The organism is Alcanivorax sediminis (assembly GCF_009601165.1).
In the GTDB taxonomy this organism is placed as follows: domain Bacteria; phylum Pseudomonadota; class Gammaproteobacteria; order Pseudomonadales; family Alcanivoracaceae; genus Alcanivorax; species Alcanivorax sediminis.
In genome coordinates, this window is the sequence record NZ_WIRE01000001.1 from 2,682,450 (window position 1) to 2,704,122 (window position 21,673).

Genomic DNA, 21,673 nt, shown 5'->3' on the forward strand with positions numbered 1-21,673 from the left:
CGAACGGCCGCTGTACGATGAATGTGTAGAGCCAAGAGCCTCAGCGGCCAGATCGGGCTTCGTCTTCACCCACCACCGCATCAATCAAGCCACAGACTCGACCATCATCAAGATGGCAGTCTGGCTTGTCCTGCCACTCAGTCATGGCGGATCGCATTCTTTCACTTAATGCCTGCAACTCGCGAATGCGAGATTCCACTTCTTCCAGTCGGCGTTCAATCAGGCTGCGTACCTGAACGCAGGGCGTTTCCCCTTCTTCCGAGGCAGTCGCCAGAGACTGGATATCCGCCAGAGTAAACCCCAGGGATCGCGCCTTGAGGGCAAACCGCAGCAAGCGCAAATCCGCCACGTCGTAATGACGGTAACCATTTCCCGGATCCCGGAAGGGTTTGAGCAGACCAATATCGGTGTAATGCCTGACTGTTTCACTGGTCGTGTCGGCCTGACGTGCCAGATCAGAAACGCGCATGGTGTCACTCTCCTCGGGTTGTAGCCATCCAGCGGGCCAAGGCATCCGGAATCGGGCGGTCATGTTGTTCATGATACGCGATAATAGCTTGAGACAAATTCCCCGGGCCTATTTGATCGGACAGCCGATTGAGAAAGGCAGTTCCCTCCTTATCCAGAGCCGGGTCGGCTTCTCCCATACTGGCAAGCGTACATTGCAAGGAGGTGTCGGCCAGCACCCTGCTCTCAGGATTTTTAGCCCATTGGGCCTGCATAGCCGAGGCCACCCAAACACAATGACCATGGGCCCGGGCATACACCCCAGCCAGCTGCCACAGCCATGGGTCCTCTCCCAGCGCCGCCCTCATGGCGTCAAGGCTCGCCAGCGCCTGATACTTGTCTCCCTCTGAAAAAGCACGTTGCAGCTGCCAGACCGCCGGCTCAGGGCCCTCTCGTTGCGCCGCCAACGCAATGGTTTCACAGGGCTGGCCGGCACACTGCGCAAGCCACAGCGCCAATACCGGGCTGCGCCCCTGTGCCAGGCCCGATAACACGTCAGCCTCCGGCGTGTTGCTCAAGGTCGACAGAAACTCCTTGCCGTCCGCTGAAGTCAGCCATTCTTGCTGCGATTCCAATGCGACTAGATCCAGGCCCGTGGTGTAATCATGGAACTGGTCTACGGTGTAACGCTTACCTGAGCGGCCGGCAACTCGAATAAAGGCAACTGGCGAGACCTCGTTCGCCTCATAAGCGGAAAAATGGAGACGCAGGCGCACTGCAAATCGTTCGGGATTTTCGTTGAACCCGGTAACGGCAAAAGATTGAAAACGGGTATCAATCAGCCACTTTTCGAGGATGAAGGTGGGCACGCCCACAACCGCCTGCCGCTTCAGTAATGCATTCAATGAGCCAGTCTGAAGATCCGCGCGGATAGCTGACAGCGTGGCCGACTCAGCAGCATGGATCTGTTGGGTTGTGCACAACCACAGCCAAAGAAAAATTCGCAACGACACCCGACGCATGCAATGACCCACTCGCAAATTAGCGAGACTAGCATATCTCCCCAGAGCGGGTCCGGCATGGGGGTATCTGCGGTTCAGCCAGCTTAACGGGCGGGATAACCAGTGATACGACGGATTGAGCGATACAACGGTGCCAGTTGTGGATACAAACGCTGATAAACGTGCCGATAGAGCTTGTCATACGTTCGCGCATATTCGGGGCGAGGCATAAAACGGGCCCCAGGGCGCGTCATAGCGTGCACCGCAGCCTGGTGATCATGGTGAATGCCCATGGCGACAGCGATGTTTATTGCCGCGCCCAAACCTGAGGTTTCACTGGTGTGCGGTCGCTCGGCAGGGATGCCGAAGATGTCCGCCGTGATCTGCATGATGACATCACTCTGGGAGCCCCCTCCTGATACTTTGAGGTGAGTGACCTTGACGCCGTTACGCTTTTCCAGACGCTCCTTGCCTTCACGGAGCGCATAAGCGATCCCTTCAATGATGGCTCGGTAGAGATGCGCCCGGGTATGCACATCACCGAAGCCGACAATGGCGCCCTTGGCTTCCGGGCCAGGGATACGGACCCCCGGATTCCAGAACGGCTGTAGCGTCAGCCCCATGGCGCCAGGGGGGGTCTCGGTCAGAAACGATTCAAACAACGATTCCGGTGAGACACCCAGCTGCTCAGCTCGATCCACTTCTTCTCTGGCGAACTCCCGTTTGAACCAGTTCACCATCCAGTAGCCACGCTGCACTATAATTTCAGAATTGAAGCGATCAGGGACTGCTGCGCCGTAGGCTGGCACAAAGGGGATCGGTTCCACATAGCGTGCATTGCAGGTATTGAAGGTGGCGGTGGTGCCATAGCTGAGATTGCCGATCTCGGGTGAGAATGCACCTGAGCCCAACACTTCACAGGCCTTGTCTGCGCCACTGGCGATCACAGGAAGGCCCTGCGGAATTCCGGTGTGGCGGCTGGACTTTTCGGTAATGCGGCCGATTTGCTCGCCGGGCGCAACCAACTCCGGGAGTTGATCAGGCCGGATTCGCAATGCCTTCCATTTCATGTCATGACTCGCGGCCCACTGGCTGCGTTTGTAGTCATACGGGATATAGCCCACCTGCGCGGCGGTACAATCACGGATTTCACCGGTGAGTCTGTAATTCAGATAGCCTGACAACAGCAGAAAGTGTGTGGTCCGAGACCAGATGTCCGGCTCATCCTCGGCAAGCCAGTTGCACTCCGCTTTGGACTGAAACTGGCGGAGAGTCTCACCCTGCCCCAGCAATTTTACCGGGGCAGATAGCCATAATGGCAGCTCCGGGGGGCGTGCGGCACGGCGCTGGTCCAGCCAGATAATGACCGGGCGCAATGGCTTCTTGCGTGAATCCAGACACACCACAGAGGCGCGCTGGGTGGTAAGCGACACGCCCACAACACGTGCTTTCAGCTCTGGGAACTCCAGCCACAAGGCCTGACAGGCCTGGCCCAGTTCTTCCCAGAAATAATCGGCATCCTGTTCTGCCCAGCCAGGCTGGCGAGCCACATAGGGTTCGATATGGCGCTGCGCCTTGGCAACCAGTTCACCGGCGGCATCGAACAGCATGGCACGGGAACTCTGGGTACCCTGATCCAGCGCCAGAAACAGGGGGGCTTCCATCAGCCCGCTTTCCTGTTATCCACCACCGGTGCAACAGGTACGCCGTAGAACTGCTGATGAATGTCCAGATAGCGGCTCAGTTCCTTTTCCCAGCGTTCATCGTCCCAACCCAGCGCGGCCTTGATCTGCTCGCGACGGCGTTCAAGTACCGCCACCCCAGCCTGAGGTCGTGTCAGGCCCAGACGGGTGCGCCTTAGCATCAGGTCATCAAGGTGCTGAACGGCTTCCTGCTCGAGCAACCAGTCAAAAAAGTCATCGTCATCCTGGTTGGCGTGCAGAAACTCATCAACGGCAGGCGGAGCCGCCTCCAGCTTGCTGTACATGGCCGCCTTGGTTTTTTGCCCCTTTCGATGCTCTCCCTCGGAGATCAGGCCGGTTGCCAGCAACGCATCAAGGGCGATAAGACGGAAAGTGGTGAGCTTGCCACCGCTGACCGTAACCACGCCATTATCACCCCAGACGGCATGATCGCGACGCTCCTTGGAGGGATCCCCCCCTTTGCCGGAGGCAATCACGGGACGGACCCCCGCGATGGTGGCAAACACATCCTCACGGGAAATGGCCCGGCCAGGGAACTGGCTGTTGATCAATGTCAGCAGGTATTCCACTTCCTGATTGGAGGCACTGGCTTCGATATCCATATCCTGAGGATGATCCAGATCCGTGGTTCCTACGCAGGTCACCCCTTCCCAGGGAAACACAAATACCGGGCGACCATCCTCGGGGTGCATCACCGTCAGGCAATCTGAAACCGGCAGCCTTTCCGGATCCACAAACAAATGGCTACCGCGCAGGGGGCGGACTCTTGCTTCACTGCCGGAGAAACGATCTGCCCAGGCGCCGGTGGCATTCACGACCTGCTTCGCCTGAACGGTTCGTTTCTGATCTGATACCAGGTCGTGCAGCGAAACACTGAAACCCTGTTCTTCGCGGGCAACACTTGTCACTTGCAGGTAGTTTTCGGCAACGCCACCGTGACGGGTGGCCTCAAGCAAGGTTCTCATTACCAGACGACAGTCATCGGTAAGGGCATCGGTATAACACATGGCCCCTGTAAGTCCGTCAGTGTTTAGCGCCGGCGCCCTTTCTTTCACCTGCTGCAAGGAGAGGTAACGGTGATCACGGATGCCCGCCAGAAAGTCGTATAACCAAAGCACAGCTTTCATGGGCCAGCGCCCGGGAAATACCCCTTTTCTCAGGGGGAACAGGTAGGTGGCGCGCTCAACAAGACCGGGCAGCTCCTTGAGCAGCCGTTCGCGTTCCAGCAATGAATGACGGGTCAGTTTGACATCGCCCTGAGCAATATAGCGCAGGCCGCCATGCACCATCTTGGATGATCGGCTGGACGTTCCCCAGGCGTAATCACGCTGCTCTACCAGCAGGACTTTCAGGCCGCGGCGGGCCGCTTCCAGCATGACACCAGCGCCGGTAATACCGCCACCAATAACCAGTAGATCCCACTGCTGGTCAGCCAGTTGATCGATTTCGTTGCGTTTGCCAAGCATGTTGCTTTCCTGTTAGTCCTGATCATCCTGGAGCAGACAACCCGGATTGAGTTGCTGTCGGGGATCCATTGCATGTACCAGATCCTTGATAATCTGCATGCCCTGTGCGCCCTTCTCGTGCTTCAGCCAGGGTGCATGATCCCGCCCTACTCCATGCTGATGGCTGATCGTTCCACCGTGGGCGACCACCGTATCACTCGCAGCTTTTTTCATGGTTTGCCAGCGCTTCAGTGTCTTCTCGTAGCTATCAGAGCATCGAAACACGTAAGTGGTGTAGATACTGGAACCCTGCGGATACAGGTGTGAGAGATGAGTAAAGACATGAACCTCTTCACCGTCACCGGCGTTGTCACGCACGGCCTGCTCCATGGCGGTCATGGCCGAGGTTACCTGTTTCCAGTTCACCGCCGTTTCAAAGGTATCCACCACATAGCCATGTTCCCACAATCCATGACGCAGATACGGTGAACGGAACCGGGACTCTTCCCATTTCTTGCCCAGTAGCTCTCCAATCATGACGCCACCCGCGGCACGGATACGGCGCTTGCAGCTTGCCAGCATCTGGCGACTCTGGGATCTCTCGCCAGTCACGCCAAACGTGATCATGCATTTGCGATCACCGCATCCACGCACCGCCAGGTAACGATGCAACAGGGATACCATCTTTTCATGGCCGGCCAACATCAAATGGGTGCGAGTCTCTTCAGGATTGGATACACGCAGCATCGACAACGGCAAACGGGACTGGGTCAGCCCACGCACCAGCTCCACGGCCACATCCCAGTTAGGCGCAAAGGCGACCTGGAAGGTCTCCGTTTCCGGCAACGGCGTGACTCGCACCTTCACCTCCGTGATCACCCCCAGGCGACCTTCGGAGCCCAGTACAATCTCGCGGATATCCGGGCCGGCAGAGGAAGCGGGAATAGCAGGAATTTCAAGGGTCCCACGGGGTGTCTCCACCTTGCCACCGGCGAACATCTGCTCAATGCGACCATAACGCATGGACTGCTGTCCGCTGGAGCGACTGGCCACCCAGCCACCCACAGTGGAGAGCTCCCAGGATTGCGGAAAATGCCCAAGGGTGTACCCCTTTCCCTTGAGTTGCTGCTCGACCAGAGGCCCCGGTGTACCGGCCCCAAAGGTGGCAATCTGGCTTTCCTTGTCGAGATCAATCAGGGAATTCATTCTGGCCAGAGACAAGGTCAATACCGGCTTGTCACCACCTTGCGGATTGATGTGCCCAGCGACAGAGGTGCCGCCACCATAAGGGATAACAATGATTTCCTGGCCGATTGCCCAGTCAAGCAGTTCCCGAACCTGTTGCGAGGTTTCCGGTTCCGCAACACCGTCCGGGAAGTGTCCAACATCTCCAGACCGCATGGCCAGCCAATCCGGCAGGCTCTGGCCACGGGCATGGCGCACCCGGATTTCCGGTGAAGTATCGATCAGGGGATGGGCATGGAGTCGGCTTTTCGGCACTTTGGCAACCACCGCCGCCAACTCGGCATCCTGTAATGGCGAAGCCTTGCCCAGCCGCGACTGCAGGAAGGTCAATCCGGAGGGTTTTAAAGGGTAGTCGTTGGCGCTATCGCCCCAGCCATTCCAGCGTCGCATGGAAATTTCTCCTGATTTTTTGGCATGTTAGCGCTGAATCAGGGGTGTTTCACTGGCGTAGCGGGACAGCAGGATGGACTTTTTCGGACACGCTTTCAGCGCGGTGTCAGTCCTTGAGGAACCATTTCCGCCAACCCTTATGCCTTGCATCCGCACGGTCGTGCTCCAGCTCGGCCAACATGCACTCAATAGACGATGCCACTTCTTCACGCAATTCCCAACAGGCATCCTTGTCGCCAGCTCGTCCTGCCCAGCGATCGGTACGAATGGGTTTGCCAATTTGAAACCAGAAAGGCTCCGGCCTTGGAACCAGGGTTGGGCCAACGCCACGGCCGAGTGGCATGAACAGATCCCCGTCCCGGAGAATGTTATTCACCCTGCCATTCTTGAGTACCCGTTGACCAAGCCGTGACGTCTTGAACGCCTCCCCATCAAACAAAACGTCGTAGGTGTAATCACACCCAGCCGATGCAAAGGGAATGATATCGTAGCCATGGGCAATCGCCATCCGCGCGAATCCGGTTCGCTGTTTCCACACCAACCGGTGCTCTTCGCCCTTGCGCATGGCGACTTCACGCCCGCCACCGGGGAACACCAGAATATGCTGACCGCTTTCCATCAGCGCCTGGCAGTTTTCCGGCGTCCCGTCTACCGCCCCAAAACGTTCGAGCAAAGGGCCCCATCCGGGTATCTGAAAGTGAAAATGGTCTCCCAAGGCTCTCGGGTACACGCCGGTTTCCCGATACAGTTCTGCCACAAAAAGAGGAGAATCAATGAGTCCGTACAGACCGTGGTTACCAACAAAAAGGGACGGACGCTGTGGATCCACGTTCTCTGAACCACGTAAACGCGGGGCAAAATACCAGCGCTGCACGCGCAGGCGTTTGTCCAGAGACTTTAGGGATGGCGGCGTAAACGTCGAACTTTTCAATGTCAAAACGGTCCTTTGTTGGTAGGGTTGGCAAAATAGCAAAGCGGGACTTTACCAGCTTTTACACCGCAGCTATGGTTAAAACGTGCCTAAACCATTAAAAAAAACCTATTACATTTTTACCGTCCAAGGAGTTTCCATGAAACGTTTTGCGGGTTCTCTGGTTCTTGCCAGTGCCGTAGCTATTACCGGCTGTAGCACAATCAATCCTTACACCGGGGAAAAGCAGACTTCCAAAGCCACCTCTGGCGCCGCCATCGGCGCTGTAGCAGGTGCACTGATCGGTATTGCCACTTCCGACAGCGCCAAAGAGCGTAAAGAACGCGCCCTGAAAGGTGCGGGTATCGGCGCGGTAACCGGTGGCGGTGTGGGTTACTACATGGACGTACAGGAAGCCAAGCTGCGTCAGAAAATGGAAGGCGCTGGTGTCTCTGTTACCCGGGATGGTGACAACATTATCCTGAACATGCCGGGCAATCTGACCTTCGATACCGATAGCAGCACTGTGAAGCCCTCTTTTAGTCCGGTACTGGATGCTGTCGCTGAGGTCCTCAAAGAGTACAAGTCCACCATGATCCAGGTTGCGGGTCACACTGACAGCACCGGCGGTGATCGCTACAACCTGCTGCTCTCCCAGCAGCGTGCCCAGGCCGTTGCCAATAAACTGGGTGGCTTCGGTGTTGAGCAGGTGCGCATGGACGTGGTCGGCTTTGGTGAAACCCAACCGATTGCCAGCAACGGTACTGCCAGCGGTCGTGAACAGAACCGTCGCGTAGAGCTGACACTGATCCCGTTCACCGAGTAATCGCTTTACCTGCATGACAAACGGCAGGCCCAGGGCCTGCCGTTTTTGTATCTGGTTTTCGAAAACAATCAAGTTTCATCACAAGATCCCGGATGCCAGATGGCACAGGAAAGGTATGATCAAATCATGCCCCTGATGAGCCTCTCCCATGAATGACCAACAGCTCAATGACCATCGCTGGCAAGCCCTCTGTCAACGGGCAAGGCACCCGAGTGAGCCTTTTTTCTATGGCGTGACAACGACAGGAGTGGTGTGCCGTGCGGGCTGCCCTTCGCGGTTACCCAAGCGCGAGAATATCCGCTTCTTCGACAGTTGCGCAGAGGCGCTACAGGCAGGTTATCGCCCCTGCAAACGCTGCCAGCCCTTACAGGAAAAGGATCCCCGATCCGCACTGGCTACACGAGTCTGTCGACTTATTGAGCAGGATCCGGATAACGCAGACCTGGCGTCGCTTGCCTCCGCTCTGGGCTACACCGAGGCACACCTGCAGAAGCGATTCCAGACGCTGACAGGATTAAGCCCACTGGAATACGCAAGAGCACTACGACAGCAAAACATCTATCGTGAATTGGGACGCGGCAAGTCCACTACCGAGGCATTACTCGACGCAGGGTACCAATCCAGCAGTCAGTTTTATTCTGAATTTAAACTGTTTAGCAGCCTGCCCCCGGGCAGCCATCGGCAATCCGGTGCGGGTGAGATTCTGACCTTTACCGCTGCGCAGACCAGTCTGGGTGCCCTGGTGGTCGCCGCAAGCAGCAAGGGGTTATGCTGGATTTCTCTCGGGGATGATGCTCAAAAAGAGGTAGAAAATTTACAAAAGCACTTCGCTAAAGCGGAATTTTGTCCTCCAGATCGCGACTTTAATGAATGGGTGAGCCAGGTCATCGGATTCATCGACAACCCCAGACACCCCCTGGCCCTGCCTCTCGATATCCGCGGCACCATTTTTCAGCGACAGGTTTGGGAGGCTCTCCGAAAAGTGCCAGCGGGCCAAACATTGAACTACCAGGGACTGGCAGAAGCCATCGGCAAGCCAGGCGCTGCGCGCGCGGTGGCAGGCGCCTGTGCTGCTAACGTACTGGCCGTCGCCATACCTTGTCACCGCATTGTGCGCAGTGATGGCAGCCTTTCCGGATATCGCTGGGGCGTGGAGCGCAAAGCGACGTTGCTCGATCGCGAGAATTCCACCTGAAACCCGGCATGTGCAGGTTCAGGAGCGCCGAACCAGCCGCCAGGCCAGCAGGCTTAGCGGTAACATCAAAGCCATTACCAGCAGATACGGCCAGCGATGATCCAGGGTGTACAGCCCCGTACCGACGAGGGGCCCGAGAATAAAGCCCAGCGCAGGACAAGCACTGGCAAGGCCGGCCACTCTGCCCTGCTCCTCATGACTGACTCGCAGACTGGCCAGAGACATGATTGCCGGCATGCCAAAGCCCAGCCCCAGCCCCACCAGCAGTACAGCAGCGCTCATCAGGAGCTGGGATTCCACCACCCACAGCAATACCGCTCCGGCGCCGATTGCCGGCACGGCCATGGCAATCAACAAGACGGCAGGTGCCCGCAACCATTGCACAACGATAATCTGGCCGGACAGCGAGGTAATCGCGGCAGCCATCATTGTCAGGCCGAGCGTTCGGGCTGAGTCTTGAGGAGACATGTGAAAGTGATCCTGGAAGAGGAAGCCCAGGGTTTGCTGTATCAGTGCAAAGCTCATGAAAAGCATCACCCCGGTCATCAACAGGTCACGTAAACGAGGATCCGCATAAGCTCCCAGCCCTTTCTTGAGGGTTTGGCGAAGATTCATGGTTCTCTGACTGCGAACCTGAGGAGATGGTGGCAGAAACATTGCCGTGGTGATCGCCATCAACCCAGTGATCACTGAAACCGCATAAAGCGGAAAAACAAGGGAAACGGCGGCCAGGACACCACCCGATACGGGGCCAATGACGGTGCCAAGATTATTGGCGGCACCAATTCTTCCCATACCCTGTGTACGTTGTTCGGGGGTTGTGATGTCGGCAGTGTAGGCCGCTGCAGCTGCAGGTGTGGCAGCCATAATCGCTGCCTGCAGCATACGGCTCAGCACCAGCCCTGCCACCAGGACAGCGCCCGTTATCCAGCCGTTAAGACCCGCGTGAAACACCAGCCCGAACAGAAGCGTACCCACGGAGTAGCCGGTAAGCCCGATGACCAATACGGATTTTCGCCCCAGCGATTCACTGACCGTACCCCACACCGGGCTGGCCAGTGCAAAGATCAGTGAAGAGCAACTGATAATCAGCCCGACCTCCATTTCCGCCATACCAGTGGCGCGGCCGAGGGACGGCAGCAAGGTGAAAACCAGGGTCTGACCAAGGGCTGTAGCGGCTACCGCCATCAATAGAATTGAGTGTTGCAGGGTGCTCGCGTTACGCTTGCTGCCATTCATTATCGAGGATTCGCCTTGTGTCACAACCTGGCCCTTCGTTGGCGGACTGGCTCACCAGCCACCCATTCACACTGGGCATGTCGTCCGGTTTTTTTGGGTTTTTTGCCCATTTCGGGGTCGTTAAAGCCCTGCATGAAAACGGTATCGCACCTGCACGTTTTACTGGTTCCAGCGCTGGCGCCCTGGTGGGAGCCTGCGTAGCCGCTGGATGTGCGCTCGACACTATCGAACAACGCCTGCTTTCCCTCACCAAGGAGGATTTCTGGGATCCGGCCCCAGGGCTTGGCCTGCTTGCCGGCAGACATTTTCGCAACATGCTGGAGGACATGCTGCCAGTAAATGATCTTGCCGACGCCCTAAAACCCGTCGCCGTCTCCGCATGGCACGGGCGCAGCCGACGCACCCGGGTGCTGTGTCAGGGCAACGCGGTGGAGGCCATCTATGCCTCATGCGCTGTTCCCGGATTGTTTCAGCCTGCAACCATTAGCGGTGAACGCTACTGGGATGGCGGAATTTCCGATCGCCACGGCCTGGCCGGTACCTGGCCTGGCGAGCGGGTACTGTATCACCACTTGCAGTCACGTTCCCCATGGCGAACACGTCAAAGCCCGGCATTGATACCACCCCAGCGGCCCAACCTGGTCACACTGACTATTGATGCTGTTCCCCGGAGCGGTCCCAACAAGCTTGATCAGGGATACATGGCGCTTGAGCATGCATATCAGGCGACCCGACAGGCATTGGCCCTGCCTGTGACTGTGGGCCGTGTTCACGTGCTTGCCAATGACTAATACAAAGCGGGTGCCCCTTTGCAGGGGCACACCAATCAGGAACGGGGTTATTCGTAAAGGGGACGAGACAACTCGGCCCAATCCACCTCACCATCATCCACCAGATTTTCGAACTGCAACAAACCCAGTGCTTCAAAGCGTGGACGAACGGACTCAGTGAGCAAGCCAATACGTTTCAGATTCGGCATGATGCGCGTAAAGAGCAGGTTACGAAATTGCCCCATGATGGCAGAGGACAACACCTGCTCGCGGGCCTCCTCCACATCCCAGCCGAAATGCTCGAACACCTCGGTACTGACCAGCCGCTCACGCATCACCACACAGGCTTCATAGGCAAAATGGGCACGCTCTTCCAGTTCTTCCTGTGACAGGGATTTGACGAAGTCTTCCAGATAGTTCACGCCAAAGGTGACATGGCGGGCTTCGTCCCGAATCACCAGATGTACCAGCTGTTTAAGTAATGGATCCTTGGCCGTCAGTTTCAGAGTGTTGAATGCGGCCAGTGCCAGCCCCTCGATAATGATCTGCATACCGATAAACTTCAGGTCCCAGCGAGGATCGGAGAGGATCTTGTCCAGCAAGGATTTGAGGTTGGGGTTCACCGGATAAAGAATGCCGATTTTTTCCTGAAGGTAGCGCGTGAACGCCTCCACATGCCGGGCTTCATCAAAGGTCTGGCTGGCCGCATAGAGCTTTGCATCATAAGTGGGGGCGCAGCTGGCCAGCTGAGAGGCTACCAGCAAGGCACCCTGCTCACCGTGCATGAACTGGGCTAGCATCCACGCCAGGTTGTGCCAGCCAAAACGCAACTTTTCATCATCACTGAGTGCTTCGAAAGGTGCCCAGCCATTGAAAGGATTGAACGACTCATCCATGGGGATTTCACTACGCGGGAAATCCTGGCTCCAGTCCAGGTCAAAGTCTGCGTTCCAGTTGAGCTCTTTCCCCAACCGGTAGAGCTTGCGAATCCGTCCATCCGCAGAGGCATAATCCCAGTTGTAGTGGCCGGTCAACGGCGTCTGAAAGATCTCCACCACATCCTCGACGTGCTGCGGTGAAAGCTTGTCTTCAATATCATCGCTGCCTGGTCCATCCCAGTTTTCATAAATGCTGATATGGGTAGGCGGGGTGTTGACTCTGGTTATTTTCATTCAGACACCTCTTCGCATTGTTGTGGTATCTCTCCACGCTAACGCTGACAGAGGTTCGAGGGAATGGGTTTGGATGACATTTGCGCTCATGACTGGCGCAAAATCACAATTTTATAGCCTAATGCTGCAAGCGGGTGCCAGGCACGATGAAAAAAACACAATGGCACCCGCTTGTCACATGGATTCAGTCGTCAGAGGAATCATCGGACAACAGGAAATGCGCCCTGGCGATGGTAATTGGTTCTTGCCGATTCTTTTGCCACGCGCTGATGTGCACGTTGGCGATTCGGCGCCCTAGCCGCGTGACACTGCATTCTGCATAGGTGTCACGAAAATGCCCTGCCCGCAGGTAATCGATTGTGAAATCGATCGTTTTGGGCACTCTCGGCTCGCCCATCTGCAGCAGGATGAAGATAATCGCAGCTTGCTCCATAAATCCTGCGACCGCACCTCCATGCAGGGCCGGTAACGTCGGGTTGCCTACCACATTGTCGTGTTTCGGCAGGACAAAAGTCAGCTCATCCCCCTGGGATACCACCTGGATGCCGAGAAAACGCGCATAGGGTACGTGATCAATGAGGGCCTGATATTCCGCTTTACCGTTTCGGCAATCCTCGATCAAAGATTTCAGTTGATTCATTGCCCTACCACCTTGCCGGCATTATCAATTTTCATTCGGGTATAGGTTGCCAATCCGGTGGCAATGGGTTCTTCATCATTGCCCTCTTCCCAACTTGTCAGGCGGACAAACGCCACATGATTGGTGAGACGGTAACAACTGGCTTCACAGACCACCGCAACCCCCTTGGCAGGGCCTCGCAGGTGATCAACACGGAAGTCGATGGTTGGGGTAATTTCAAAGGCAGGAAACGTACGGCAAGTGACGGCCATGCCACCGGCCTGATCCATCATGGCAAAGATGGCACCACCATGCATCACGCCGCTATCCGGGTTACCCACCAGGTCTTCACGCCACGGCAAGCGGGCTCGGACGCACATTTCCTCTGCGCTCAGTACCTCCATCCCCAACACCTTCGAGTGGCGAACGGACTCCAGAAAACGATTGCAGATATCCAGGCGGGTAAACGTGGGGCTACTGTCTGTCACGGCGGCCAATGCCTCCTTCACGAAAAACACGATACATTCCGGGGTGTTATCACCATCTCCATCCGCACCTGCGGATAAACATCTTTCACCCGGGTTGGTAATTATACCGATACAGGGTAACAATGGCCGGTTCTCTGTTACTTTTTTTACTGTGGAATACCGCAGGCCGTAGCCTACTCTGGCTGAAACTTCATCAGGGAGATTCACGTTGGCAACTTCGTCAAAACTGCAGACAGGTCTACGTGCAGTGGGTCATATTGTGGAGCGTCGCCGCTATCCTCAGCGCTTTATTCAGGTCGACAAGGCTCCCTGGGACGAGATTTACCGTGACGGCATCATGGCGGTGCGTCATTACAGCCTGCCACCTGGCGACACCATCCCGCTGAACGATGAAACCCTGCCGGTAGAACGGACCAAACACCGTACCCCCCTACTGCTGGTGCCCGCGCTTGGGATTCACTGCTGGACCTACGACCTGATGCCCAATCGCTCCATGGCGCTCTACTTGATGGCCCGTGGCTACGACATTTATCTGGTGGATTGGGGCAAGCCATCACAAGCAGAGCGAAGCCTTGGCCTGGACACCTATGTCAACCGCTGGCTACCGGCAGCGGTGGAGACAGTGAAAGAACACGCAGGCTCCTCGCAGGTCAACCTGATGGGCTATTGCATGGGCGGGTTGCTCTGTTTGATGTATCTGGGGGGACACCCGGATGCGCCCGTACGCAGCCTGATCACGATCGCCAGCCCGGTCAATTTCCACAAGAGCGGCCCTTTCGGCAAGGTAGCAGGTCTCGCAGCCATCCCCGCCATGCAGGTGCACGACTGGTTCAAAGTGAGGCTGAAGCCGCTGGACGACAAGCTCTTCCACATTCCCGCCAGCATGCTGACACTTGGCTTCAAGATGACCAACCCTCCTGGTGTGGTTCAAGCCTACATGGACCTGATTCGCAACCTGGCCGATCGGGAGTATGTCACCGGCTACATGACCATGGGGCAGTGGTTCAATGACATGGTGGATTACCCGGGCGCCGTCGTCCGGGAAGTCATTGAGAAGATGATTCTCGCCAACAGTCTTGCCCGTGGTCGCATCCGGGTGGGCGGGCGCGAAGTGGACTTTTCCTCTATCAAGCAGGATTTATTGGCCTTTGCCGGGACCACCGACAATATTGTCAGCCTTCGCGCAGCACGAGACATCATGAGGCTGGTGGGTAGCGACAATAAGCGCTTTGAAGAGGTGCCAGGAGGCCATGCCGGCGTATTTTCCGGTTCCAAGGCGCCCAGCCATGCGTGGAGAATCAGTGCAGACTGGCTTTCGAGCCGCTCGGATTGAAAACCAGTTTCAAGAGGAAAACCCGCCAGGGCTTTCCTCTTTGCTCAATGCAAAACGCAGTGCCGCTGCGTTTACTGTCCAGCTACCAGTTCATCGACTCGCTCAGCCACCTGCGTGGCATAGCGGTAGAACAGATACGGCACCTTGCTGCTCTCGGTATCGTTCATTTTGGGTACGGAACTGCGCACGAAAGTCCAACGCTGAGAGACGAAAGCGAGAACACCGCTGGCAACCGCATCGTTCTGATACTTCTTCTGCAGGTTTACCAGGCTGTCATCAATCTGCTTGGCCTCCATGGCAAAGTCCATAGGTTCAAGGCCCGTTCCGGTCGGCAAACCGGCAGACGGAAAGGCCGCGAGAGCCACGTATTCGCTGGCCACTCTTTGCATGGCAACAGATAGGTCCACAATATCAAGATAGGCAGAATCGTCCGCCTGTGCGCTATCGGCCAGCTCCACCACCGCAAGCGTGGTGGTATTCATTTCGCTCATGGCCGCGTAGTCAGCGTAACCCAGTGAGGCCAGAGGATTATCCACCGCCCTTGCGGACAGCGCCTGCCAGGCATCACCAATGGCTGCCGCGTCCTTCTCACTGGCGGGCTCCGCCTCAGCCTTGAGGGCCGCCGTATCTTTCTCACCCTCGGCGAGGAGTACCCTCAGCGCTTCTCTGTCCTCCGGGTTGTCACCCCTGATAGCCAGCAGATGGAAGCCCATTCTGGCTCGCCAGGCATTCGCCTCAACGACAGCCAGATCCGTGGCCTTGATGGCAGCATGACCGCTGGAAACCAACGCCAGCAGCCCCCCGGTTATCGTCATCCATAACGTCTTTCTCACCCGACACCCCTGCTTTCATGACTAACAAAAAACCCCGCCGTAGCGGGGCATCTATTCTAATACGTTTTGCTTCCAGTGTTATTCAACCGGGCCAAACGTAGGTTTCTCTACTTCCGTGGAGGCCAGATTCACGGCCTGATCCAGCGTATCTACCATTTGCTTAGTATAACGGTATACCAGAAACGGGACCGCATTTTCATAGAACTTGACCATAGACTCGCGGATAAAGGTCCACTTCAGACCCACCTGGGCCAGAGCACGGCTCATGGCTTCATCACCACTGTGTTTTTTCTTGGCACTGGCCAACATGGATTCAAAGCGGGGCACGGCGTCCTTGAACTCAAGGCGCCCTTCATCCGTGCCCGCCGCCATGCCGCCACTTGGATCAGCCGCCAGGTTAAGGTACTCCGAAGTCATGCGCTGCAAAAAAGCAGCCAGTTCGTGCACATCATCATAATTACCCGGGATACCACTCTTGAAGCCATCCATCTTTTCCAGCATCAACGCGGGTATCTCGTTCACATCCTGAATGGTGTAGGTGTCAGTATAGCCCTGCTCGGCCATGGTGTTTGAGCTGGCCGCCTTTTCAAAGTTTTTCCACTCGCTGTTGAGCTCTACTGCCAACTTGCGCTCTTCACTGCCCTCCGCATCACTTTCAATACGCTTCAAGGTACGACGCGCCTTGTCTATGGAGCTTTCAAGATCTGCGGCGTAGGTTTGTCCGCCGGTCATGATAGTGAGCATGTGAAAATCGGAACGGACACGCCACAGTCCCAGTTCAAACTCTTCCAGATCGGCATTGGTAATGGCAGCCATGCCGTTCAATGGCAAGATGGCGAGTGACACCAGACACCCCAGCAAACGCATTGCCATCAGCTTCTCCCTTTTTGCGTAGAATTGTTCTTAAGGTTTTACTTTATTGTTAGTGGTCCGCAGAAAACCCGTCTGTCGGAGCAATAAGCAAACACTATCACAAAAATCGTTAAAAAGAGGAATATGGCACAGCGATCCCTTGCCAGACTTTCACCAACGAGCTAAGGGCTCCTGATAAGGAATTATTTTCATAATCTCGACCAGCTTTTCCGGGAACTGCCAGGCCATCACCAGCAACCCGATCGAAACAAGCAAACTCAGTACATTCAGGGCCCAATACAGGCCGCCAGCAAGGATAACAAGGGTTCCGGGCGGCGGATTGGGTGTACCAAACCGGTTAACGGTACTACTGCCGTCACCTAACAGCAGGTACAGCATCAATAGCAGGTTGCCCACAGGCACCAGGCTGAACACCGCCCACCAGCCACTCAACCCCATGTCGTGCAGCCGACGAACCATCAATCCGATCAGATAAATGGCAAGCAGAAATATGACTACAAGGCTCACCAGCTGCCCCGCCAGCGCCGGGATCAGCTTTTGCGAAAAGAGCATAATCATGACGAGCAACAAACCCGCTATCACTGAAGCCGTCAGCTGATAGCAGGCAAATCGCAAACGCCCAAGTCGCTGGGTCAGGCTTAATGCGGAAAGCGGCTCATAGACGATGGTTCCCTTGCCCTTATAACCCGGCTTCAAGGGCGCATCGTAGAGATCACTGTTCACTGGTTTCCCCTTCCTTGTCCTGTTTCCAATCCTGATATTTCACAATGTCGGCTTGGCACTGTTGCCACACTTTCGCCAACACACCGAGGTCATCCAGCAATCCCAGGGCCAGAATGGGATCAGGAATCGCATCCAGCGGCATCATGAAATAGACCAGTGCGCCGGTAATGGACAGCAAGGTGGTGCGCGGCAGGTTCGGATACCTGCCCGCAGCCCAGTCGTACAACATCAGGGCTAGCAACTTCAGCTGCCCAGCGCCCTCCCCTAACCGATTCGCCAGTTTCTCGCTGCGCTGACCAGCCAGTGTTGCCAACCAGCGGCTTGCAGAAACCGATTGCAGAATCCGCCCTGCCCGGGCCAGCGACTGACGCCGAAACGGATTAATGTGACAGCTCCTGGAACAGGGCCCGATATTCGTCGGTCAGCTTGTGACGCGGCTGCAGGTTGACCAGCGGCGTAGCACGTTCGTGAGATTCGCGCATCACCACGCTGGAAGACAGCTTGCTCTCCAGAATCGGCAATCCTTCTTCCTGAAGTGAAGCCACCAGCTCCTGAGGCAGACGCGCTCGTGGCTGGAACTGGTTAACGATAATTCCCTCAACCTTGAGCTCGTCATTATGGTCTTCCCGGGCTTCCTGGATGTTCTCCAGCAGGGTGTACAGTGCCTTGCGGGAAAACGCATCGCAGTCAAACGGAATCAATACCCGGTCCGCGGCAATCAGTGCAGAAAGGGTATAAAAGTTATAGGCCGGTGGCGTATCAACAAAAATGGTGTCGAAGTCCCGCGACAGGGTCTTGAGCAGGCCGCGAAGCTTGTAGATCTTGTGCTTTGATTCGAGCATGTGCTCGATCTCACCCAACTCACCATCCGAAGGCAGTACGTAGAGATTCTCGAACGGTGTGGCATGCACATACTCCCTCGGCTCTTTCTCCTTTAGCCGAAAAGACAGCGTCTGGGCAAAAAAGGTGCCGATATTGGGCTTGGGCCCTTCGCCATGACTGTAAGCATCCATTCCCAACAGGTACTGGCTGGCGTTACATTGCGGATCCAGATCGACCACCAGAGTACGGTTACCTTCTGCTGCACTCATGGCTGCCAGATTTACGGTGATACTGGATTTACCCACGCCCCCTTTCTGGTTAAACACCACACGACGCATTCCTTGTTCTCCTTAAACAGCTCGGATGATGGCTCAGGGCCGGCCACTACAGACCCTGGGCACGACGCTGCCTGGCGGCAGCCAATTGATGCTGAATCATACACAGCTCCCCTGCCGACTCACAGTGGTCACCGTGGCCTGAGTTACTCACAAAAGCTGTGGATAACCCCTTTGATAACCTCTTGAGTACTTCCCCTGGGCCAGACGAGACTGATTCTTCAGAAAACTGTACAAAAAACGTTCCACAAATCCTGCTACCCATCGGCAATACACCACCAGTGATCATCTCAGGCCGATTCAGTGTAATGGGTAAACAGCAGCACAAAATCTATCTCATCCCTATTGCTCAAGCTCTGCCAGGGGCGCTAAAAGTAAACAATGTGTCGACTGGAGAATAACAATGTCTCAACCATTCAGCAGTGTCCCCGCCAACAGCCATCTCAAAGCCATTCCTGGTAACCGTGGCCTGCCGTTGATTGGCAACACCCTGGCACTGATGAAGGACCCTATCGGCATGACACGCAAGCGTTACGATCGCTACGGCCCGATTTCCTGGACCAGTGCATTCGGCCTGCGACTGGTACAGATGATCGGCCCTGACGCGAACCAGTTTGTCATGCTGAATCGGGGCGACCTGTTTTCAAACCATGATGGCTGGGACTACTTCATCGGCAAATTTTTCCATCGTGGCATCATGCTGCTGGATTTCGATGAGCACAAATGGCATCGCAAGATCATGCAGCAGGCGTTCAACCGTGACGTGCTGAAAGGCTATCTGCAGCGCATGGGGCCTCATATTGAGGCGGGACTTCAGAATTGGCAGGACATCCCTGATTTCCACGTATTGAGTGCCGTCAAGCAACTGACTCTGGACCTGGCTACCGATGTGTTCATGGGTTATGAACTGGGACCTGAGGCCAATGCCATCAACAAGGCCTTCATTGATACCGTTCGGGCAGGAACCGCTCTCGTGCGAGCCAATGTACCGGGTGGTCGCTGGGCCAAGGGGCTGAAGGGCCGAAAGGTACTGGAAGACTTTTTCCGCAAGGAACTGCCCGCCAAGCGAACGAGCAAGGATTCCGATCTGTTCAGTGTGCTATGCCATGCATCCACAGAGGACGGTCACCAGTTCTCGGATGATGATGTGGTCAACCACATGATCTTCCTGATGATGGCGGCACATGACACCTCCACCATCACACTGTCTACCCTGTTCTATTATCTCGCCAAGCACCCTCAGTGGCAGGAACGTTTACGTGAGGAAAGCCTCGCGCTGAACAAAACCTGTATTGAGTATGATGATCTGGCCTCGCTTGAAGGCATCGGCATGGCCATGAAAGAAGCGCTACGGCTGTGTGCTCCCGTCCCTTCAATGCCGAGAAGAACCGTGAGGGATGTGGAGTTTAATGGCTATCTGATTCCCAAAGGCAGCTTCATCACCATCAGCCCCTACTTTACCCACTTCATGGAGGAGTACTGGCCTGAGCCGAACAAGTTTGATCCCGACCGATTCAGTGAGGAACGCCGGGAAGACAAAGTCCACCCCTATGCCTGGGTCCCCTTCGGGGGCGGCGCCCACAAGTGTATCGGGCTGCATTTTGCCGAAATGCAGGTTAAAGCCATACTCCACCAGGTACTCCTCAACTATCGCTGGAGCGTACCGGGTGACTATGAAATGCCGGTGGATTTGACCAGCCTGCCCGTGCCAGCGGATGGTTTGCCAGTGAAGCTGGAAAGGCTGTAAAGCCAGTCTCGAGTTACGAGTTTCGAGTCCCGAAGATCAAAGGCAAAAACCTGACAGGCTGCCAGGGTTTGTATTTCGAAACTCGCTTCTCGTAACTCGTCACTATTCCAGGGCCCTGCAAGATCGCTCGCCAGCAAGCTCCTGCTTCCCTTGCGGCTTTATCCAGCGGTGACCAACTCTCCCTGACGCATCGTGACCAGTTCTTCTGCCGCCGTGGGGTGAATGCCTACCGTGGCATCAAAATCTGCCTTGGTCGCGCCCATCTTGATCGCCACAGCGAACCCCTGGGTGACCTCCGCGGCATCTTCGCCCGCCATGTGCAGGCCAAGCACGCGGTCAGATTCATCATCCACAATCAGCTTGATCAAAGTCCTCACCTGACGGTCGCCCAGTGTATAGCGCATGGGCCGAAAGCTGCTCTTGTAAACCCGGATGGACCCGGTTGTCGCCAAGGCCTCTTCCTGGGTCATGCCCACAGTGCCGATATTCGGGTGGCTGAAAACGGCAGTAGCAACATTGCGGTAGTTCAGTGGCGAGCACGGCTTGTCCTTGCCAAACAGGTAGGCGGCCAGCCACATGCCTTCAGCCAGTGCCACCGGGGTCAATTGAAGGCGATCAATCACATCCCCAAGCGCGAAGACCCCTTTAATGCTGGTCTCGTAACGCTCATCGACAACAATTGCGCCCCCCGCGTTAAGCTCAGGCGTGGCCCCTTCAGCGAACAGGTTATCCAGCAGTGGAACCCGCCCGGTAGCGTAAAAGACCTCATCGAATTCCAGCTGCTCTCCGCTATCGGTAATGAGCTGCTTGACGCCTGCGCCTTCCTCAATGCGAACCACATCGGTATTGAAGCGTAGCGTGCTGCCATGCTCGGCCATTTGCTCAGCGACAAATGAACGAATGTCTTCATCAAACCCACGCAGAAACAACTCTCCACGATAGATTTGGGTTACCTGGCACCCCAGCCCCTGCAGAATGCCGACAAACTCCGTTGCGATATAGCCTCCACCCACCACAGCGACACGCTTCGGTAGCTGCTCTAGATAGAATAGGTCGTCAGAAATCCTGACCAGCTCATTCCCCGGAAATTCCGGCACAAACGGCTTGCCGCCCACCGCCACCAGAATGTTGCTTGCGCTGATAATTTTGTCACCCACGGACACCTTTCCCGGCGCTTCTACACGACCATGCCCTTCTAAAATGGTCACACCGGCCTGTTCGAGAATGCGTCGGTAAATCCCGTTGAGCCTCTCGATTTCACGGGTCTTGTTGTTTCTGAGTGTGTGCCAGTCGAATTCCCAGCCGGAAACGGAGTAGCCATAGTCTTCGGCAAGTGCAAATTCGTCAGGAAAATGCGCGCCATAGGAGAACAGTTTCTTCGGAACACAGCCCACATTGACGCAGGTGCCGCCAAAAAAACGCTCTTCAACGATGGCAACTTTGGCACCATGGCTTGCGGCCATGCGAGCCGCTCGTACGCCGCCAGAACCCGCACCAATCACCACCAGATCAAATTCGCTTGTCACACGCTGCTCCCTAAACCACGTATTGAAGGTC

At 56.0% G+C, this 21,673-nt stretch carries 21 protein-coding genes; 5 read left to right on the plus strand and 16 right to left on the minus strand.

The features are described 5' to 3' along the window. Window positions 1-40 precede the first annotated feature (40 nt). From GFN93_RS12260 to GFN93_RS12285, 6 genes are all read right to left on the minus strand, one after another. On the minus strand, window positions 41-469 hold the full coding sequence (locus GFN93_RS12260; RefSeq protein ID WP_153501350.1) for a MerR family transcriptional regulator: 429 nt from the start codon (window positions 467-469) through the stop codon (window positions 41-43). 4 nt (window positions 470-473) lie between these two features. Continuing rightward, a complete protein-coding gene (locus tag GFN93_RS12265) occupies window positions 474-1,469 on the minus strand; it encodes a hypothetical protein (RefSeq protein WP_153501351.1) in 996 nt (331 codons plus the stop codon). Between the two features lie 83 nt (window positions 1,470-1,552). Beyond that, a complete protein-coding gene (locus tag GFN93_RS12270) occupies window positions 1,553-3,112 on the minus strand; it encodes an FGGY-family carbohydrate kinase (RefSeq protein ID WP_153501352.1) in 1,560 nt (519 codons plus the stop codon). Further along, window positions 3,112-4,617 carry a glycerol-3-phosphate dehydrogenase/oxidase gene (locus GFN93_RS12275; protein ID WP_153501353.1) on the minus strand — a complete coding sequence of 502 codons (1,506 nt, stop codon included), beginning with the start codon at window positions 4,615-4,617 and terminating at the stop codon, window positions 3,112-3,114. Before GFN93_RS12275 ends, GFN93_RS12270 begins: the two co-directional genes overlap by 1 nt. A gap of 12 nt (window positions 4,618-4,629) precedes the next feature. Beyond that, complete coding sequence (locus tag GFN93_RS12280) at window positions 4,630-6,231, minus strand: FAD-binding oxidoreductase (RefSeq protein ID WP_153501354.1); 1,602 nt, start codon at window positions 6,229-6,231, stop codon at window positions 4,630-4,632. A gap of 106 nt (window positions 6,232-6,337) precedes the next feature. Continuing rightward, window positions 6,338-7,162, minus strand: a complete 825-nt coding sequence (locus tag GFN93_RS12285) for a lysophospholipid acyltransferase family protein (RefSeq protein ID WP_235901824.1) — start codon at window positions 7,160-7,162, stop codon at window positions 6,338-6,340. 139 nt (window positions 7,163-7,301) lie between these two features. On the opposite strand from GFN93_RS12285, the gene GFN93_RS12290 reads away from it, so the two are divergent. Further along, window positions 7,302-7,967 carry an OmpA family protein gene (locus GFN93_RS12290; RefSeq protein ID WP_153501356.1) on the plus strand — a complete coding sequence of 222 codons (666 nt, stop codon included), beginning with the start codon at window positions 7,302-7,304 and terminating at the stop codon, window positions 7,965-7,967. Window positions 7,968-8,115: 148 nt separating this feature from the next. Next, the gene (gene ada, locus GFN93_RS12295; RefSeq protein ID WP_153501357.1) at window positions 8,116-9,162 is read left to right on the plus strand and encodes a bifunctional DNA-binding transcriptional regulator/O6-methylguanine-DNA methyltransferase Ada; all 1,047 of its coding nucleotides are present in this window, start codon (window positions 8,116-8,118) and stop codon (window positions 9,160-9,162) included. An 18-nt stretch (window positions 9,163-9,180) separates the two neighbouring features. Here ada and GFN93_RS12300 read toward each other — a convergent pair whose 3' ends face one another. Next, window positions 9,181-10,401, minus strand: coding sequence for an MFS transporter (locus GFN93_RS12300; RefSeq protein ID WP_153501358.1), 1,221 nt, complete (start codon window positions 10,399-10,401; stop codon window positions 9,181-9,183). A gap of 17 nt (window positions 10,402-10,418) precedes the next feature. Here GFN93_RS12300 and GFN93_RS12305 point away from each other — a divergent pair, with 17 nt between their 5' ends. Further along, window positions 10,419-11,192, plus strand: coding sequence for a patatin-like phospholipase family protein (locus tag GFN93_RS12305; protein ID WP_328594605.1), 774 nt, complete (start codon window positions 10,419-10,421; stop codon window positions 11,190-11,192). Window positions 11,193-11,239: 47 nt separating this feature from the next. Here GFN93_RS12305 and GFN93_RS12310 read toward each other — a convergent pair whose 3' ends face one another. The 3 genes from GFN93_RS12310 to GFN93_RS12320 all read right to left on the minus strand — a co-directional run bounded on the left by GFN93_RS12310 (window position 11,240) and on the right by GFN93_RS12320 (window position 13,480). After that, window positions 11,240-12,343 (minus strand): ferritin-like domain-containing protein, encoded by a 1,104-nt coding sequence (locus GFN93_RS12310; RefSeq protein WP_153501359.1) that lies wholly within the window; start codon window positions 12,341-12,343, stop codon window positions 11,240-11,242. Between the two features lie 184 nt (window positions 12,344-12,527). Further along, window positions 12,528-12,983 (minus strand): PaaI family thioesterase, encoded by a 456-nt coding sequence (locus GFN93_RS12315; RefSeq protein WP_153501360.1) that lies wholly within the window; start codon window positions 12,981-12,983, stop codon window positions 12,528-12,530. Then, entirely contained in the window at window positions 12,980-13,480 is a 501-nt protein-coding gene (locus GFN93_RS12320) for a PaaI family thioesterase (RefSeq protein ID WP_328594606.1), read from the minus strand. The genes GFN93_RS12315 and GFN93_RS12320 overlap by 4 nt, the downstream gene beginning before the upstream one ends. 178 nt (window positions 13,481-13,658) lie before the next feature. Here GFN93_RS12320 and GFN93_RS12325 point away from each other — a divergent pair, with 178 nt between their 5' ends. Beyond that, on the plus strand, window positions 13,659-14,783 hold the full coding sequence (locus tag GFN93_RS12325; protein ID WP_153501361.1) for an alpha/beta fold hydrolase: 1,125 nt from the start codon (window positions 13,659-13,661) through the stop codon (window positions 14,781-14,783). 71 nt (window positions 14,784-14,854) lie between these two features. On the opposite strand, the gene GFN93_RS12330 is transcribed toward GFN93_RS12325, so the two are convergent. The 5 genes from GFN93_RS12330 to GFN93_RS12350 form a co-directional block, all read right to left on the minus strand. Further along, window positions 14,855-15,598 carry a hypothetical protein gene (locus GFN93_RS12330; RefSeq protein ID WP_153501362.1) on the minus strand — a complete coding sequence of 248 codons (744 nt, stop codon included), beginning with the start codon at window positions 15,596-15,598 and terminating at the stop codon, window positions 14,855-14,857. Between the two features lie 96 nt (window positions 15,599-15,694). Next, window positions 15,695-16,489, minus strand: a complete 795-nt coding sequence (locus tag GFN93_RS12335) for a hypothetical protein (RefSeq protein ID WP_153501363.1) — start codon at window positions 16,487-16,489, stop codon at window positions 15,695-15,697. Window positions 16,490-16,639: 150 nt separating this feature from the next. Continuing rightward, on the minus strand, window positions 16,640-17,212 hold the full coding sequence (locus tag GFN93_RS12340; protein WP_153501364.1) for a DUF805 domain-containing protein: 573 nt from the start codon (window positions 17,210-17,212) through the stop codon (window positions 16,640-16,642). Continuing rightward, window positions 17,202-17,525 carry a YkvA family protein gene (locus GFN93_RS12345; protein WP_235901825.1) on the minus strand — a complete coding sequence of 108 codons (324 nt, stop codon included), beginning with the start codon at window positions 17,523-17,525 and terminating at the stop codon, window positions 17,202-17,204. The genes GFN93_RS12340 and GFN93_RS12345 overlap by 11 nt, the downstream gene beginning before the upstream one ends. 67 nt (window positions 17,526-17,592) lie before the next feature. Next, complete coding sequence (locus tag GFN93_RS12350) at window positions 17,593-18,372, minus strand: ParA family protein (protein WP_153501366.1); 780 nt, start codon at window positions 18,370-18,372, stop codon at window positions 17,593-17,595. 400 nt (window positions 18,373-18,772) lie between these two features. Between GFN93_RS12350 and GFN93_RS12355 the strand changes: the two genes are divergently transcribed. Beyond that, window positions 18,773-20,116, plus strand: coding sequence for a cytochrome P450 (locus GFN93_RS12355; protein ID WP_153501367.1), 1,344 nt, complete (start codon window positions 18,773-18,775; stop codon window positions 20,114-20,116). A 158-nt stretch (window positions 20,117-20,274) separates the two neighbouring features. Here GFN93_RS12355 and gorA read toward each other — a convergent pair whose 3' ends face one another. Then, on the minus strand, window positions 20,275-21,642 hold the full coding sequence (gene gorA, locus GFN93_RS12360; protein ID WP_328594611.1) for a glutathione-disulfide reductase: 1,368 nt from the start codon (window positions 21,640-21,642) through the stop codon (window positions 20,275-20,277). Window positions 21,643-21,673 lie beyond the last annotated feature (31 nt).

Excerpts from the sequence above, each read along its gene's own strand:
- GFN93_RS12335 (WP_153501363.1), bottom strand. The coding sequence starts at position 16,489 with ATGGCAATGCGTTTGCTGGGGTGTCTGGTGTCACTCGCCATCTTGCCA.
- GFN93_RS12330 (WP_153501362.1), bottom strand. The coding sequence starts at position 15,598 with ATGACGATAACCGGGGGGCTGCTGGCGTTGGTTTCCAGCGGTCATGCT.
- GFN93_RS12315 (WP_153501360.1), bottom strand. The coding sequence starts at position 12,983 with ATGAATCAACTGAAATCTTTGATCGAGGATTGCCGAAACGGTAAAGCG.
- GFN93_RS12355 (WP_153501367.1), top strand. The coding sequence starts at position 18,773 with ATGTCTCAACCATTCAGCAGTGTCCCCGCCAACAGCCATCTCAAAGCC.
- GFN93_RS12280 (WP_153501354.1), bottom strand. The coding sequence starts at position 6,231 with ATGCGACGCTGGAATGGCTGGGGCGATAGCGCCAACGACTACCCTTTA.
- GFN93_RS12265 (WP_153501351.1), bottom strand. The coding sequence starts at position 1,469 with ATGCGTCGGGTGTCGTTGCGAATTTTTCTTTGGCTGTGGTTGTGCACA.
- GFN93_RS12290 (WP_153501356.1), top strand. The coding sequence starts at position 7,302 with ATGAAACGTTTTGCGGGTTCTCTGGTTCTTGCCAGTGCCGTAGCTATT.
- GFN93_RS12270 (WP_153501352.1), bottom strand. The coding sequence starts at position 3,112 with ATGGAAGCCCCCCTGTTTCTGGCGCTGGATCAGGGTACCCAGAGTTCC.
- GFN93_RS12300 (WP_153501358.1), bottom strand. The coding sequence starts at position 10,401 with ATGAATGGCAGCAAGCGTAACGCGAGCACCCTGCAACACTCAATTCTA.
- GFN93_RS12350 (WP_153501366.1), bottom strand. The coding sequence starts at position 18,372 with ATGCGTCGTGTGGTGTTTAACCAGAAAGGGGGCGTGGGTAAATCCAGT.
- ada (WP_153501357.1), top strand. The coding sequence starts at position 8,116 with ATGAATGACCAACAGCTCAATGACCATCGCTGGCAAGCCCTCTGTCAA.
- GFN93_RS12260 (WP_153501350.1), bottom strand. The coding sequence starts at position 469 with ATGCGCGTTTCTGATCTGGCACGTCAGGCCGACACGACCAGTGAAACA.
- GFN93_RS12275 (WP_153501353.1), bottom strand. The coding sequence starts at position 4,617 with ATGCTTGGCAAACGCAACGAAATCGATCAACTGGCTGACCAGCAGTGG.
- GFN93_RS12310 (WP_153501359.1), bottom strand. The coding sequence starts at position 12,343 with ATGAAAATAACCAGAGTCAACACCCCGCCTACCCATATCAGCATTTAT.